Source organism: Desertivirga brevis, from assembly GCF_017355835.1.
Window position 1 is genome coordinate 131,872 of record NZ_JAFEWF010000004.1, and the last position, 15,603, is coordinate 147,474.

The 15,603-nt window shown below is 41.2% G+C and carries 8 protein-coding genes; 7 read left to right on the forward strand and 1 reads right to left on the reverse strand.

Going from position 1 to position 15,603, the window contains the following annotated elements:
- Positions 1-11: 11 nt before the first annotated feature.
- Together J4N25_RS12555 and J4N25_RS12560 are read left to right on the forward strand one after the other, a co-directional pair.
- The gene (locus tag J4N25_RS12555; RefSeq protein ID WP_242695893.1) at positions 12-1,439 is read left to right on the forward strand and encodes a RagB/SusD family nutrient uptake outer membrane protein; all 1,428 of its coding nucleotides are present in this window, start codon (positions 12-14) and stop codon (positions 1,437-1,439) included.
- A 246-nt stretch (positions 1,440-1,685) separates the two neighbouring features.
- Positions 1,686-3,872: an alpha-L-rhamnosidase-related protein gene (locus tag J4N25_RS12560; RefSeq protein ID WP_207422557.1), complete on the forward strand. Its 2,187-nt coding sequence runs from the start codon at positions 1,686-1,688 to the stop codon at positions 3,870-3,872.
- Positions 3,873-3,925: 53 nt separating this feature from the next.
- On the opposite strand, the gene J4N25_RS12565 is transcribed toward J4N25_RS12560, so the two are convergent.
- Positions 3,926-4,693: an IclR family transcriptional regulator gene (locus J4N25_RS12565; protein WP_207422558.1), complete on the reverse strand. Its 768-nt coding sequence runs from the start codon at positions 4,691-4,693 to the stop codon at positions 3,926-3,928.
- 259 nt (positions 4,694-4,952) lie between these two features.
- Here J4N25_RS12565 and J4N25_RS12570 point away from each other — a divergent pair, with 259 nt between their 5' ends.
- The 5 genes from J4N25_RS12570 (at position 4,953) to J4N25_RS12590 (ending at position 15,601) form a co-directional block, all read left to right on the forward strand.
- Positions 4,953-8,087, forward strand: coding sequence for a SusC/RagA family TonB-linked outer membrane protein (locus J4N25_RS12570; RefSeq protein ID WP_207422559.1), 3,135 nt, complete (start codon positions 4,953-4,955; stop codon positions 8,085-8,087).
- 11 nt (positions 8,088-8,098) lie between these two features.
- A complete protein-coding gene (locus J4N25_RS12575) occupies positions 8,099-9,640 on the forward strand; it encodes a RagB/SusD family nutrient uptake outer membrane protein (protein ID WP_207422560.1) in 1,542 nt (513 codons plus the stop codon).
- 310 nt (positions 9,641-9,950) lie between these two features.
- On the forward strand, positions 9,951-13,244 hold the full coding sequence (locus tag J4N25_RS12580) for a glycoside hydrolase family 2 TIM barrel-domain containing protein (protein ID WP_207422561.1): 3,294 nt from the start codon (positions 9,951-9,953) through the stop codon (positions 13,242-13,244).
- Between the two features lie 54 nt (positions 13,245-13,298).
- The gene (locus J4N25_RS12585; protein ID WP_207422562.1) at positions 13,299-14,459 is read left to right on the forward strand and encodes an ABC transporter substrate-binding protein; all 1,161 of its coding nucleotides are present in this window, start codon (positions 13,299-13,301) and stop codon (positions 14,457-14,459) included.
- Positions 14,456-15,601, forward strand: a complete 1,146-nt coding sequence (locus J4N25_RS12590; protein WP_207422563.1) for a CaiB/BaiF CoA transferase family protein — start codon at positions 14,456-14,458, stop codon at positions 15,599-15,601. Before J4N25_RS12585 ends, J4N25_RS12590 begins: the two co-directional genes overlap by 4 nt.
- Positions 15,602-15,603 lie beyond the last annotated feature (2 nt).

Sequence of the window (15,603 nt, forward strand, 5' to 3'; positions counted from 1 at the left end):
ATTGAAAGAAGATGAAACTCAACATAAAGAAGCTAATCGTTTTATTCTTTGCCGGAAGCATTCTAGCAGGCTGTGAAGGAAAACTTGATCTCGCTCCAATATCAAACTCGAACGCTGAGAATTTCTATAAAACAACTCAGGATTTTGATCTCGCTGCAAATGCAGCATTCGCTACTCTTTATACTTTCTACAGTCCAACCAGTAGTGTATCTTATTTTGCAGAGCAAATGTCTGACAATGCAACTATGTACAACGTGGCTGGTATCCAGGCCGACAGAAAAGCATTTAAAGATTTTGATCTGAAGCCGTCCAATACGGAAGTATACCGTTTCTGGCAGGAGAATTACAAGGCGCTTTATAACGTGAATATAGTATTGGAAAAAATTGAAACAGCTAATTTAAGTGACCAATACAAAGAGTCGGTAAAGGCTCAGATGATGTTTCTGAGAGGCTTGTATTATTTCAATATGGTGCAGATGTGGGGCGATATTCCACTAGTAACAACTCCCTTAACTGCTGCCCAAAGTTATAATGTGCTGAGATCCCCCGCTTCGGACGTCTACAATCTTGTAATATCAGATCTTAAATATGCTGTAGATCATCTTCCTTTACCTGCAGCTGTTGCATCCACACCAGGAAAACCTACAAAGTATGCTGCTGAAACTCTTCTCGGTAAAGTGTACCTGACTTTAGGAAGAAAGCCTGAAGCTGCTCAGGTTTTGATGGATGTATATGGAAAGTATAGTCTTGTTCCAAATTACGCTAACTTATGGGGAGCCACTATAAAAAATACCCCTGAGTCTATCTTCGAGATTCAATACAAAGGAGGAGCTGGAAATCCATATAGTAATTACTGGACTGAATTCGCTCCTACAGAAAACTTTGTTCTTACACTTTTTGGTGGAGGAATGAACCAGGTTACAGATGATCTGTACAATGAGTTTGAGGCTAGCGATGTGAGACGCGATGTTACTATTGCGCCTGGCTATACAAATAAGACAGGAACATTCATCCCTATCAAATTCCCTAACAAATGGGTAGACAAGACTGCACCGGCGCCAAATGGACGGGAGTTAAGTAATAACAACTTTATGGTGCTGCGTTATGCCGATGTTCTATTGATGCTCTCGGAAGCAACGGGCGATCCCAAATACCTGAACGAAGTACGTGCAAGGGTAGGCCTTCCATTATATGGAACAGCTCAATATCCTGCTAATCTATATCCTAGTCTTGATAGAGCAATTGAACATGAGAGACGAGTGGAATTAGCTTTAGAGTTTCACCGGTTTTTTGACCTGAAAAGAACAGGCAGGGCAGTGGAAGTGGTAAAGAAAACAAAGCCGATAAAAAATGAAGGTCAACTTGTACTACCAATTCCATTAAATGTTATACAACAAAATCCTTCAATAAGTCAAAATTCTGCTTATTTGAACATGTAGCTGCTGTTTTAATATATAATTTTTATTAATGTAGAATCCCGTACCACAATGCGACGGGATTCTTTAAGTTTCATGATAACATCTTCTAATAATAAGTTAAGATGCTTGAATAACCATTGTTAGTAAGCTTGTAATTTTACCTGTGCTATGCTTTGTTCAGGGTGTTTGTTTTACCAGCTTTTGATGAATTGTAACTAGCTTAGCCTGATTGCCATTGTAACAACCTTAGATTACATTAAATATTTTATGATTTTTAAACCTTTTAAACGACTGTTAGCAGCGGGTTTTTTATTCTCTTCATTAGCCATGTCGGAGATTGCTTCTGCGCAGAGTAAGGCAACCTGGATCTGGTATCCTGGCGATTTTGAGATCTGGCTAGGAAACAACATGCAGAACCGCCGTACTGAAAGAGCTTCTTTCTTTCCTCCTTTCTGGAAGTTGGATAGCCATTACCCTTTAATTGATTTTCACAAAGACTTTGACCTTCCGGCAGCTGAAGAAGTTGATTTGTTTGTTGAGGGACAATACAACGTAAAAATAGACGGGAAGGCGATATCTGGTTTTCCTAAACATATTCGTATCCCAGCTGGAAAGCACAAATTAAGTTTAAAAGTTTTTAACCAGGCTTCTGTCCCAGCGATTTATGTTAAGGGGAACAAGGTGGTAAGTGATGATTCGTGGTTAGTGACCTTTGAAGATAAAGAGTGGATAGATGAAACTGGTAAAGTTTCTGATAAATCAGGAACAACATGGCTAAACGCTGGTTCCTGGAATTTCAATACTCCTCAAAGCACTCCTTCTAGGTTCAAACTGGCTACTAAACCTCAGTCAGCAGTAAGTGTTCAACGCAATGGAAAATCATTACTGCTTGATTTTGGTAAAGAAACATTTGGTTATATAAAGCTTCACGGTTTAACTGGTAAGGGAAATGCGAACATTTACTATGGAGAATCCAAAGAGGAAGCCTTAGCTACTGAAACTTGCGAGACTCTTGATCATTTAGAATTGAATCAGGGAGCGAAGAAAGATTCGGTGATGGATCTTACTAAAGCTTTTAGATATGTGAATGTTCAATATGACGGAACTGTCTCCCTCGATTCGGTTTCAATGCTTTATGAGTATCTTCCAGTTGCTGATCGCGGCGGCTTCCGCTGCTCTGATGATGAAATCAATAAGATCTATGATGTGGCGAAATATACTTTTCACCTTAACACACGGGAGTTTTTTATTGATGGTATAAAACGTGACCGTTGGATCTGGTCGGGCGATGCATACCAAAGTTATTTGATGAACTATTATTTGTTGTTCGATTCTCCGACAGTAACAAGAACCCTTCTTGCTAATAGAGGAAAGGATCCTGTAACTAGTCACATCAATACCATTATGGACTATACGTTCTATTGGTTTATAGGTATAAACGATTACTACCAGTATACCGGCGACAAATCCTTCATTAAACAGTTCTATCCAAGGATGCAAAGTCTGATGGAGTATTGTTTGTCCAGAAGGAATAAGAACGGGATGATGGAAGGTTTAGCGGGCGACTGGGTGTTTATTGATTGGGCAGAGGGGTTGAGTAAGAAAGGTGAGGTAAGTTTTGAGCAGATCCTTTTAGCCCGAAGCTTAGAAACCATGGCAACTAGTGCAGAAATAGCCGGAGATACAGAAGGTAAAGCTAAATACGGCCAACTAGCAGTTGAACTCAAGTCAAAGATATTCAAGAACTATTGGAACGACCAGAAGAAAGCGTTGGTACACAGTATGGTTGATGGAAAGCAAACAGAAAATGTGACACGCTATGCTAATATGTTCAGTATTTTCTTCAATTACTTCAACGAGGATCAAAAACAAGCCGTAAAGCAAAGTGTACTGCTGAATGATAAAATTCAGAAGATCACTACCCCGTATATGCGTTTTTACGAGCTAGAAGCTCTTTGTGCTTTAGGAGAGCAAGCCTATGTTACCAAAGAGATGAAAGATTACTGGGGAGGGATGCTTAAGCTGGGCGCAACTTCCTTCTGGGAAGAATATAACCCTGACAAAAAAGGAGCAGAGCATTACGCAATGTATGGCCGTCCGTTCGGGAAGAGCCTTTGTCACGCCTGGGGTGCTAGTCCCTTATACCTGTTAGGAAAGTACTATTTAGGAGTACAACCTACTTCGCCGGGCTATAATACTTATGTAGTAGAGCCAAACTTAGGTGGTTTAAAATGGATAGAAGGTAAGGTTCCTACGCCGAAAGGAGAGATCAGTGTTTATGCAAGTACATCTCAAATAAAGGTAAAAGGAGATGAAGGTACAGGAACACTGCGCTTCAAAAGTAAAAGCAAACCATCTGTAAAAGGTGGAAGGATTTCGGCGAAGGGTAATGGTACGTATGAACTTACTGTAGAAAAAGGTAAGGATTATACGGTCTCTTATTCTTCTATTTAAAAACAAAAAGAGCAGGAGACAACTCCTGCTCTTTTTTTAATAATTTCTTTCCTTCACAAACCTATTCTCTTCCTAATTTTTTCAGCGCACAGCGAAGCCTCTTCTAAAATTTCCTCGTTTTTTCTACCCTTATTAATATTTAACGTTGTTAATCTTGACACCGTTAGACATGCAACAACATTGCTTTCCTTTCCCACGGGAACTGAGATGTCTACTACTCCTTCGGCAAGATCACTCGTTTTTATGTAAGCCCCCTCATTTTTAATTTGCTCTAATGAATCCAAGAAGTTTCTTTTTTCAGTCGCACTAAATTTCTTATAGTGTTCATTTTCTAAAAGAAGCTTATTTTTTTCTGTTTCTGGCATATAAGCAAGCAACACTTTTCCGGAAGCTGTTAGAGGCAGAGGAAAAAGATTACCCTCTTCCACGGAAAGGGCTATCGGTTCAGGACTTTTAACATGCAGTACTACCATCAACTGGTCGAGGTATAAAATGCTTAAATGGCAGGATTGTCTAACAGATGCGGCAAGTTCTTCTATTGGGAATTGAGCTGCTTTACATAGCTCATCTACAGGAGAGTGCCGGTGAGAAAGATGATAAAGCTTAAGTGACAGCCTGTATTTCCCCGAAACTTCATCCCGCAAAACATATCCCCGGGTTTCCAGGCTTACAAGCATCCGATAAATTTCATTTGAACTTCTGTTGATTCCAATTGCAATCTCCGTTTGTGAGAGGGGTACCGATTGGGATGATAAATATTCTAATATATCCAAGCCCTTATCTAAAGCTGGAGCTTGGTATTTGGATTCGTTTAGAGGCATTTATAACAGGTATTTGATTACAAACATAGCAATAGATTGGTCTTTACACACAGGAATTAAAATCGCAGGAAATATTCAAATATGAAAAACAGTTTCATATTTGAAATGTTCTATAATTGCTGCAGGTCTTCAGACCGGTGACAAACTAACCAAATTAATAACCAATTAATCTATGGAATTATCAGGCTGAGAATCCCCGGCTTCGTTCAAGCCATTTTATTTACCATCCATTTATTTCTACTAACCAATCAAAATTTCTATGGAAACTTTAAGACATGCCTCCTGTGTTGGCTGGAGGAATTCCTTGCCTTCCTGGCTATTTTTTCTGCTTTTTTCCCTGTTTTTTTCAACTCCTGTATTTTCCCAGGATATCGTGATTTCAGGGAAAGTCACTGCTGGAGATGGAGAGACTCTTCCTGGAGTATCAGTTAAGGTGAAAAATGGCACAGCTAGTACAACCACTGATGTTAATGGAAACTTTCGAATTTCTGCACCAGGTGCGGCAACGCTAGTTTTTTCTTTTATAGGCTTTGCTGCGCAAGAAGTCGCTGTGAATGGACAAACATCATTGAACGTTCGATTGGCTGCCGATACCAAGTCACTTGAAGAGGTTGTAGTTGTTGGGTATTCTACTCAAAAGCGGGTTAATCTAACTGGTTCATTATCGACAGTATCGGGGGAGACTTTAACCCAAAGACCTGCGCCTAATGCTTCTAATTTGTTACAAGGACGAGTTACAGGTTTACAGGTTACTCAACCTTCGTCAGAACCTGGAAGGGATAATGCCCAATTCTTGATTCGTGGTCGTGGGACATTCGGAGCAGCTACTGGTCCCTTGGTGTTAATCGATGGTGTGACTGGTAATTTAAACAACCTTTCACCTAATGATATCGAAAATATTACGGTATTAAAGGATGCTGCGTCTGCTTCAATTTATGGTTCAAGGGCAGCTAATGGAGTGATCCTGGTAACAACAAAAAGAGGAAAGAAAGGGACACCTGAGATAAATTACAGTTTCAATGTTGGACAACATACAGCTATAGGCCTTCCTGATCTAATCACTAATTCTGCTGAATACATGGAGATGTATAATATTGCAGCGGCAAGAAGTGGATTGAGTCCCACTACCTTTTATCCGCAAGCAGAAATTGACAAGTACCGCAATGCTACTGACCTAAATCAATATCCAAATTTTGATGCAATAGACCATTATTTTAAACCGGCAACAGTTACTAATCATAACCTGTCACTATCGGGTGCAAATGATCAGACTACCTATAATTTATCTCTTAGTTATTTAGACCAGAAAGCTTTCTTTAAGCAATACGACTTCAAACGGTACAATGCCTTGTTAAACTATTCTAACAAGGTGAATAAGAATGTTACCGTGGGAACAAATATGAATCTTACGTATAGGAATAGGGAGGAACCACCTGTAAGAAGCGATTTTATGGCATTGACGGTGTATGCAACCGGACCGCTTTACGGGCCTTACCTGCCAGACGGCAGTGGTCGGGTAGTGGCGCGGGCCTATAACTTTGAGGGCAGGAATCGCAATGTTTCAGAATACTATCTAATGGGAGATCAGACTACAAAAGAGTATAATTTGAATGGTCAGGCCTTCGTTGACGTTAAGTTCTTGAAGGATTTTACCTGGTCATCAAAAGTTGCTGTTAATTATGAAGATGAGTTTTTCAAAATGCATCAGGTTCCTTACAATGTGTATTTATTGCAGGAAAGGGATACTCAGACAGGGGATTATCGAAAAATAGATGGTTTTGGTCCTGATATCTTAGGAGTTACCGATCAATACTCGAAAAGGATTACGAATACCTTTTATTCGACCTTGAATTACTCAAAAACGATAGCGAAAGATCACAGTGTTAGCGGTCTGGCGGGCTACGAGCAGATTTCAACACGTTTAAGAAATCTCCGCGCAAGAAGGCAAAATACAATTGCCCCAGCTATAGATGAGATCTCTGGCTATACTTCAACGAACGAGTTTGTCAACTTTAATCCAACACACCCTCGTTTACCTTCTCTTGCTGATCCTTCCGAATGGGCACTTCAATCATTCTTTGGCAGGGTTAATTATGCTTATAAAGGAAAATATCTATTTGAAGGAAACCTACGTTATGATGGAACATCCAAAGTTTCTCCTGATTACCGCTGGGGTTTGTTTCCATCTGCTTCCATTGGTTGGAACATTTCACAAGAAGATTTTGTTCGAAACAGGTTTAGTTGGATCAATAACATGAAGTTGCGTGCATCTTATGGTACTCTCGGGAACCAGGATGTGGGCGTTTACTTATATCAAAATACGATTAGCTCTGGAAGCAGCTATCCTTTCGGTAATACTACGCCGCAGGCTGCTGCTGTAGTAAATTCATTCCGGGATCAGAGCTTGCAATGGGAGTCGACAACGGTAGCTGATATAGGATTGGATTTCACAGCCTGGAGAGGCTTGTTAGGAGTAACGTTCGATTGGTTCAACAAAAAGAGCTATGATATTTTAGCAGAACAACCAGTTCCAATGAGCCTTGGTTTAGATGCTCCAACTTTTAACCTTGGTAAGGTTCGCAATAAGGGATTTGAACTCGAATTGAGTCACCAGAATAAAGTTGGTCAATTTTCTTATGGTTTGAATGCTCAGCTTTCAAGAGTTCGAAATAAAGTATTAGAACTTAGAGTTCCAAGCAGGGGATCTACCATCCGGGATGTTGGTTATGAGTTGGATGCTCATTACTTATACCAATGGGATGGAATATTTCAAGAGGCTGATATTGCAAGCGGAAATTACCCTAGACATGCTGCAAATGCTAACCCCAGAGCTGGTGACCTGAAAATGAAGGACCTTGACGGGAACGGAGTGGTAGACGCTAATGACCGCACTGTAGTTAAGGGAGCGTATCCTAACTATTTCTATTCCTTTGGTTTGAATGCTGCTTATAAAAATTTCGGATTCAGTGCGTTCTTCCAGGGCGTTGAAGGTATTAAAAGCCGCCAAACAGGATGGGGTGTTGATCCCTTTACCCAGGGAACTGCACCTACGGAAAAATGGAGGAATGCATGGACGCCAACTAATCCGACAAATGAACTACCTGCATTATATGCTGGCAGTGCGGTAGGGGTAACCAGCTATCAGTCGTCTACCTTCTATTTGTCTGATGCCTCATATCTACGTTTGAAGAATGTTGTATTGTCTTATAACCTGCCTGCCAAGCTAACTTCAAAATTTAAGTCGAAGGCTGCTCAGGTTTATGTTTCTGCAGATAACCTATTCACCATTACAGATTTCGAGTTTGGCGATCCGGAAAGAGCTGGTATATCTACCGGAACTCCTCCTTATCCGCAAGCCCGGATTTTTAGTGCTGGCGTTAATGTTAAATTTTAATTGAACAGATCATGCGTATAAAAAATATAATCTTGTTATCTCTGGTTGCTGCCACTATTGGAACAAGTTCTTGTAATAAAGATTTTCTGGATAAGGATCCTTTAAGAGATCCTTCCAGTGGAACTTTCTGGACTTCAGATGCTGACGTTCAGGCCGGATTAGCTGGAGTTTATGCTCGCCTGCAAGCAAATTTTATGGGGTACCAGCGGGTCTATCTGGATGCTTTTAGTGATAATGCTTATGGTGATCCTCAAAATTCTTTCCTCCCGAATATTGCTCAACTTACTACCGGAGGCATAAATCCAAGTCTTGGAAATGGGTCGCCGATAGGGGTAATGTACAGTACGCCTTATCGGATTATTACTTCCTGCAATTATTTTCTTGACAACGTTGATAAAGCACCTATCGCGGAACCAGCAAAAAATGTTTATAAAGGAGAAGTCAGGTTCATTAGAGCATTGGCCTATTTTGATCTGGTTAGAAATTTTGGTGGAGTTATTATTTATGATAAATTTCCTACGGTTCTTGAATCCGCAAAGATTGCCAAAAGTTCCCGCGAACAGGTGTATGCGTTTATAGAACAGGACCTCGACTTCGCAATCACCAATTTGCCTGTTGCAAAATATAATGGTCATGCTGTAAAAGGATCAGCACAAGCATTAAAAGCCAAAGTTTTCATGACCCAGCGAAAATGGGCAGAGGCGATCCCCTTGCTACAGGCAGTAATCGATTCGAAGATCTTTGGCTTAGCTAGTGACTACGCCGGAATATTTAAAACTGCTGGTCAGGCCAACCCCAACGTTAACAAGGAGATAATTTTTTCAACGCAGTACCTGGCCCCCAATAACATTCAGCGTGCACTTAATGGTATGGATTTAGAACTTGGTAATTATGCTCTGCTTCAACCATATAAAGACTTGGTTGATGAGTATGAGATGATTGACGGGAAACTTCCTGCTGAATCGCCATTATACGATCCTGCCAATCCTTATGCTAACCGTGACCCTCGATTGGATTTAACGGTGAAGCTTCCAAACGAAACCTGGAAAACTCCTACGGGAGCAACATTTAATCCTGCAAATATTTCCAGCACTGGATTTATGATGGAGAAGTACGTTGATCTTTCAAGAGCTCCTTTTCAGCCGGCTACTACTGCGAATCAGACCGATCAGGACTATGTGCATCTGAGATACGCAGACGTGTTGTTAATGTATGCGGAAGCAAAAAATGAAGTTAGTGGCCCTGATGGAACTGTATATGGTGCTCTTGATGAAATAAGGGCACGAGTAGGAATGCCAGCCGTAGACAGAATCAAGTACAATTCTCAAGCTTTACTTCGCGATTTTATCCGGCATGAACGACGGGTAGAGTTAGCATTGGAGGGTGAGCGTTATAATGATCTTAAGCGCTGGAACATTGCTCATATTAAGCTTCCGACAGTTAAGACACCTGCCGGTACTCCTTTGGTATTTGAACAAAGGCATTACACTTTACCATTCCTTCAATTCGAGTTGGATAACAATCCTCAACTTATACAGAATGATAATTATTAGTTATGATGCGAAGGCAGACAGTACCTTATATTCTCGTCTGCCTTCTTGCTTCACTAACGGAGCATACCCTCCTGATGCTGAGAATATAGAAGCAAGTTCAAGCGTTATTAGGCTACAGTGATATATAACCCGTACCACTTGTGAAGGTAAAATCGTATAAAAGTAGGGGAACATGATATAAAAAACCAATTAAGGGGTAAATTACATTTGCTAAACTGACCTGTTCTATAAACCTGGAATAACGCGTGACTTAGGTTTATATGCAGCCTGCTTTTTTATAACATACACTTTTTTAATCCGGTTTCTTTAGATGAAACGATACTTATTGATTGTTCCGATTCTTGCACTAGCTGTGAATTCCTATGCTCAGCTGGTAGACAAAACGCCTGCTGCTGTCCCTGTAGTACCTACTATCTATAATAGAGAACCATGGGAAGATCCATTAGTAAGCGGCATTAATCGTGAACCTTCCCGTGCTACAGCTTATTCTTTTCCAGATGTTAATTCTGCACTAACTGGCAACCGGGAAAAAAGCACGAGGATGATCTCCTTGAATGGGAACTGGGATTTCTCTTTTGCTTTTAAACCCGCTGATGCTCCTAAAGATTTTTATAAAAGCAGGGTTTCGGGTTGGAAGAAAATAGAGGTTCCATCAAGCTGGGAGATGAAGGGTTACGATAAGCCTATCTATAAAAGTGCTGTTTATCCTTTCCGTCCTGTTAATCCCCCTTACGTGCCACAGGATTATAACGGTGTTGGAAGTTACCAAAGAACATTCACTCTTCCTGATAACTGGAAGGATATGAATATTACGCTCCATTTTGGAGGAGTCAGCTCTGCGTACAAGGTTTGGTTAAATGGGAAGTTCCTTGGGTATGCTGAGGATAGCTTCCTGGCATCTGAGTTCAATATCACTCCATATTTGCAAAAGGGAGAAAATATAGTTTCTGTACAAGTGATCCGTTGGAGTGACGGAAGTTTTCTGGAAGATCAGGATCACTGGAGAATGAGCGGAATTCACCGCGAAGTGATGCTTCTTGCTGAGCCTAAACTACGTATCGCTGATTTTCACTGGCAGGCGAAGCTTGATAAAGACTACAAGGACGCTATATTTAGCATTCGACCCAGGATCGAAAACCTTACTGGAAAAGTGGTTCAGGGATACAATGTAAAAGCACAGCTTTACGATAAGCAGGGTAAACCTGTATTTGAGAAAGCACTGAAAAGATCAGCGGAAAGCATTATTAACGAAATTTATCCTCGGCTAGATAACGCGAAATTTGGATTGCTTGAAACAAAGGTGAAAAATCCAGCAAAGTGGAGTGATGAAGCGCCAAATCTTTATACGCTTGTCATCTCTCTTCAAGATAGTACGGGCCGTGTATTAGAAGCTAAAAGCTGTAAGGTAGGTTTTAGAAGCATTGAGTTTTCTAAAACGGATAGTAAGCTTTTAATTAACGGTAAGACAACGTATCTGTATGGTATTAACCGTCCCGATCATCATCCAACAAAAGGGAAGGCCTTGAGCCGCGAAGATATTTTACAAGATGTACAAACAATTAAACGTTTTAACTTCAATTGCATCCGTACCAGCCATTACCCCATGGATCCTTATTTATACGATCTTTGTGATGAGTATGGTATACTGGTAATTGATGAGGCAAACCTTGAAACACATGGACTAGGAGGGAAGCTTAGTAATGATCAGCAATGGACTGGTGCGTACCTGGAAAGGAGCAATCGCATGGCTATGCGTGATAAGAATCATCCTAGTATCATCATCTGGAGCTTAGGAAACGAGGCTGGCCGCGGACCAAACCACGCAGCAATGGCTGAATGGCTTCACGATTTTGATATTACGCGTCCTGTTCATTATGAACCGGCAATGGGTAATCCTCGTCTGGAAGGTTATATTGATCCTTCTGATCCACGGTACCTTAAATCAAACGATCATTCCCATCGTATTCAAAACCCTCAGGATTCATATTACATTGATATTGTAAGTCGTATGTACCCGGGCATTTATACCCCTGAGCTTTTGGCCTACCAGCAGAATGGAGATAAGCGTCCGATTTTCTTTGTTGAGTACGCGCATGCAATGGGCAACTCAGTTGGAAATATGAAAGATTTCTGGGATAAGTTCAGAAGTACTCCAAGAGTAATTGGTGGAGCTATCTGGGAATTTAAAGATCAGGGACTATTGGTAAAAGACAGTGCCGGCGTAGAATATTACGCTTATGGGGGCGATTTCGGAGAAAAGTACTTCGATAATTTTACTATCAAAGGAGTTGTTGCCTCTGATGGGCGTCCGAAAGCAGCAATGTGGGAATGTAAACGCGTTTATCAGGGAGCTCAGACCGAACTTGCAGATGCTGCGAATGGCTTGCTTAAAGTAACTAACCGCCACGCTGTTAAATCTCTGAGTGATTACTTTGTTAATCTTATAGTAAGGGAAGATGGTAAGGTTGTTACCAATAAAGTACTGCCAAGAATCGACCTTGCAGCTGGAAGAGACACATTGATAAGTATTGCCAAATATCTTCCAAAGATGAAAGCAGGTTCTGAATACCTGGCGGATATTCATTTCAGTTTAGCAACCGACCAGGTATGGGCACCAAAAGGATTTGAAGTTGCCTCTAACCAATTTGCCTTAACCTCCCCGGTGAAGTCTGCAACAAATAAAGTTGCAACAGGAAATGTTACAGTTAACGCTACTAATAATAGGATTACAGTTAGTGGAAATGGTTTCGACATAGGTTTTGATGAGCAGAATGGGGCACTGACTTCATACAAATTGAACGGAATTGAGCAGATCTTTGCTCCATTATTACCTCACTTTACTCGTCCGCAAACTGATAATGATAAACGCGGATGGAAAACGCATAAAAAGCTTAAGCAATGGTTCGAACCCGCAATGAAACTGGTTGAAACTCGTTCTGAGACTTTAAGTGGCGGCCAGGGGGTGACTGTTTCTTCCAGATATACACTGATCAATGATAGTGCTTCTGTTCTAGTAAACTATAATGTTTCTCCCGCAGGAGCGGTTAAGGTGAGCTATGCTTTAAACGTAAAACCGGGACTGCCTAATATTCCTAAAGTAGGGATGCAAGGTGGAATTGCAAGGGAATACGATCAGATTACCTGGTATGGTAAAGGACCTTTGGAGAATTATATAGATCGTAATTACGGTTCTGATGTAGCTATTTATTCTCAGAATGTTATTGATTTTATGGAACCTTATGCTGTTCCGCAAGAGAACGGTAACCGTACAGACGTACGTTGGATGTACCTGTCGGACAAGAAGAAGAACGAGGGAATTTTGGTAGTTGCAGATAGCCTTTTAAGTATGAGTGCATGGCCTTATACTGAAGAGAACATTAGCACTGCTAAGCATACTAATAAGTTAAAAGATGCCGGTTTCCTAACTCTTAATATTGATCTGATTCAAATGGGAGTTGGAGGAAATGATAGCTGGAGCGATGTAGCTGCTCCTTTGGATATCTATCAAATACCGGCTAAATCTTATCAATACAGTTTCTATCTGATGCCAGTTAAAGCGGCAGCCGACAAGATTCAGGAAAAGGTAAGGCAGATAAAGAACTAACAAAAAAGATAACCTATACCGCCGGATTCTGGTCCGGCGGTTTGTAATAAACCAATGACGAACAGGAAAGTATTAAAAGGAATTACCTGGAACCATAGCCGAGGCTTTGTTCCAATGGTAGCAACAGCCCAGCGATTTTCAGAGTTAAATCCAGATGTAGAAATCGTATGGGAGAAAAGAAGCTTACAACAGTTTGCTGATTTTTCAATTGAAGAACTGGCAAAGCGTTTTGATCTGTTAGTGATCGACCACCCATGGGCGGGATTTGCAGCAAAAACCAAGTCTATTCTACCCCTTGATCAATATTTATCTGCCGAGTATATCAAAGACCAACAGGTTAACACTGTCGGTCATTCTTGTACAAGTTATTCTTACGATGGGCATCAATGGGCTTTAGCTATTGATGCTGCTACGCCGGTTGCCTCTAGCAGGCCGGATCTTTTCGAACAGCATAAGCTTGCGCTTCCTAAGACATTCGAAGATCTACTTGAACTGGCAGATCGTGGATTGGTAGCTTTTGCTGGTATTCCTATTGATGTTTTAATGAGCTTCTACATGTTCTGCTGTTCTTTAGGAGAGGATCCATGTCAGGCAGAAGATAAAGTGATCTCAGAAGAAACAGGAATAAAAGCACTGCAACTTTTCCGGCAGCTTGCTACTAAAATAGATCCAGAAAACTTTGAAAGAAATCCGATAAAAGTATATGAGGCAATGACGCAAACGGATGAAGTTGCGTATTGCCCCTTTGCTTATGGCTATTCAAATTACTCACGCAGGGGATATGCCCGAAGACTGCTCCACTTCCATGATATGATAACATTGGATGGAAAGACAAATTTAAAAAGTACGCTGGGAGGAACGGGCCTTGCTATTTCATCCTCTTCAGAACACGTTGATATTGCGGTTGAATACGCTAAATATGTTGGCTCTGCAGAGTGTCAGCAAACAGTGTTCTTTGAAAACGGCGGTCAGCCAGGGCATTTGAGTGCCTGGACAGACAACGAAGTAAACAGGCAGACAGCAAACTATTTTGCGAATACCCTTCCGGCACTTCAACGAGCCTTTTTACGACCACGTTATCACGGCCATATGTATTTTCAGGACCATGCTGGCGACATGGTACGTGATTATCTGATGCAGGGAGGTAATGAAGGTTTGATTTTAAACGGCTTGAATGAGTTATATCTTAAATCCAGAAATTTAGAGATGGCATGAACAGACCGTTAGAGGGATTACTAGTGTTGGAGTTTTGTCAGTTTCTGGCTGGTCCATCGGCAGGATTGAAACTTGCTGATATGGGCGCTCGCGTGATCAAAATAGAACGTCCTGTAAAGGGCGATGCTTGTCGTCAGCTTGCTATCAAAAATCTTTTTGTTGAAGGTGATAGTCTGTTGTTTCACACGATCAACAGAAACAAGGAATCTTATGCAGCTGATCTAAAGAATGCTGAAGATCTGGAGAAGGTAAAACAACTGATAGCCAAAGCTGATGTGATGACACACAACTTCCGTCCCGGAGTGATGGAAAAGGTAGGATTGGATTTTGAATCTGTCCGGGCAATAAATCCAAAAGTTATTTATGGAGTAGTTACCGGCTACGGAACAGAAGGGCCTTGGGCTAGTAAGCCTGGGCAGGACTTATTAGTTCAGTCGGTTTCAGGTCTAACCTGGCTTTCGGGATGTGATGAAAACGGTCCTGTTCCTTTTGGGCTTTCGGTGGCAGACATCATGTGCGGAAATCACTTGGCACAAGGAATCCTTGCAGCTCTGATAAAAAGAGCAAGAACAGGTAAGGGAGTGCTTGTTGAGGTTAGCCTTCTGGAATCTGTATTGGATATTCAATTTGAAGTTCTGACAACGTACCTGAATGATGATGGGAAGCTACCTAAAAGAAGTACTGTTAAAGGGAGTGGACATGCTTATTTAAGTGCTCCTTATGGAATATACGGTACTGCTGATGGCTTTATTGCTTTGGCTATGGGTAACCTTACTCAGATCAGTTCAGTTATCGGATGTGACATTTCAGATTTGTACATAGATACCGACTCTTCCTTCCGCAACAGGGATGAACTATTGACCTTATTTGGCCGAACCCTAAAAAACAGGACAACTTCTGAATGGCTGTCGGTTTTAGAGGCAGAGGGAATCTGGTGTGCTGATGTCCTTAAATACGAGGATGCAGTTAAACATCCAGCATTTGCATCTGCTGGAATTACTCAGACTGTACATGCAGGTTCTCTGGACTTACTAACGACCCGAAATCCAGTACGGTTGGATGGTGAGAAGTTGTATTCCGATAAAGCAGCCCCACGTGTAGGGGTGTCTAATGACTTAATTAATCAGGAATTTAATCTCTAAGT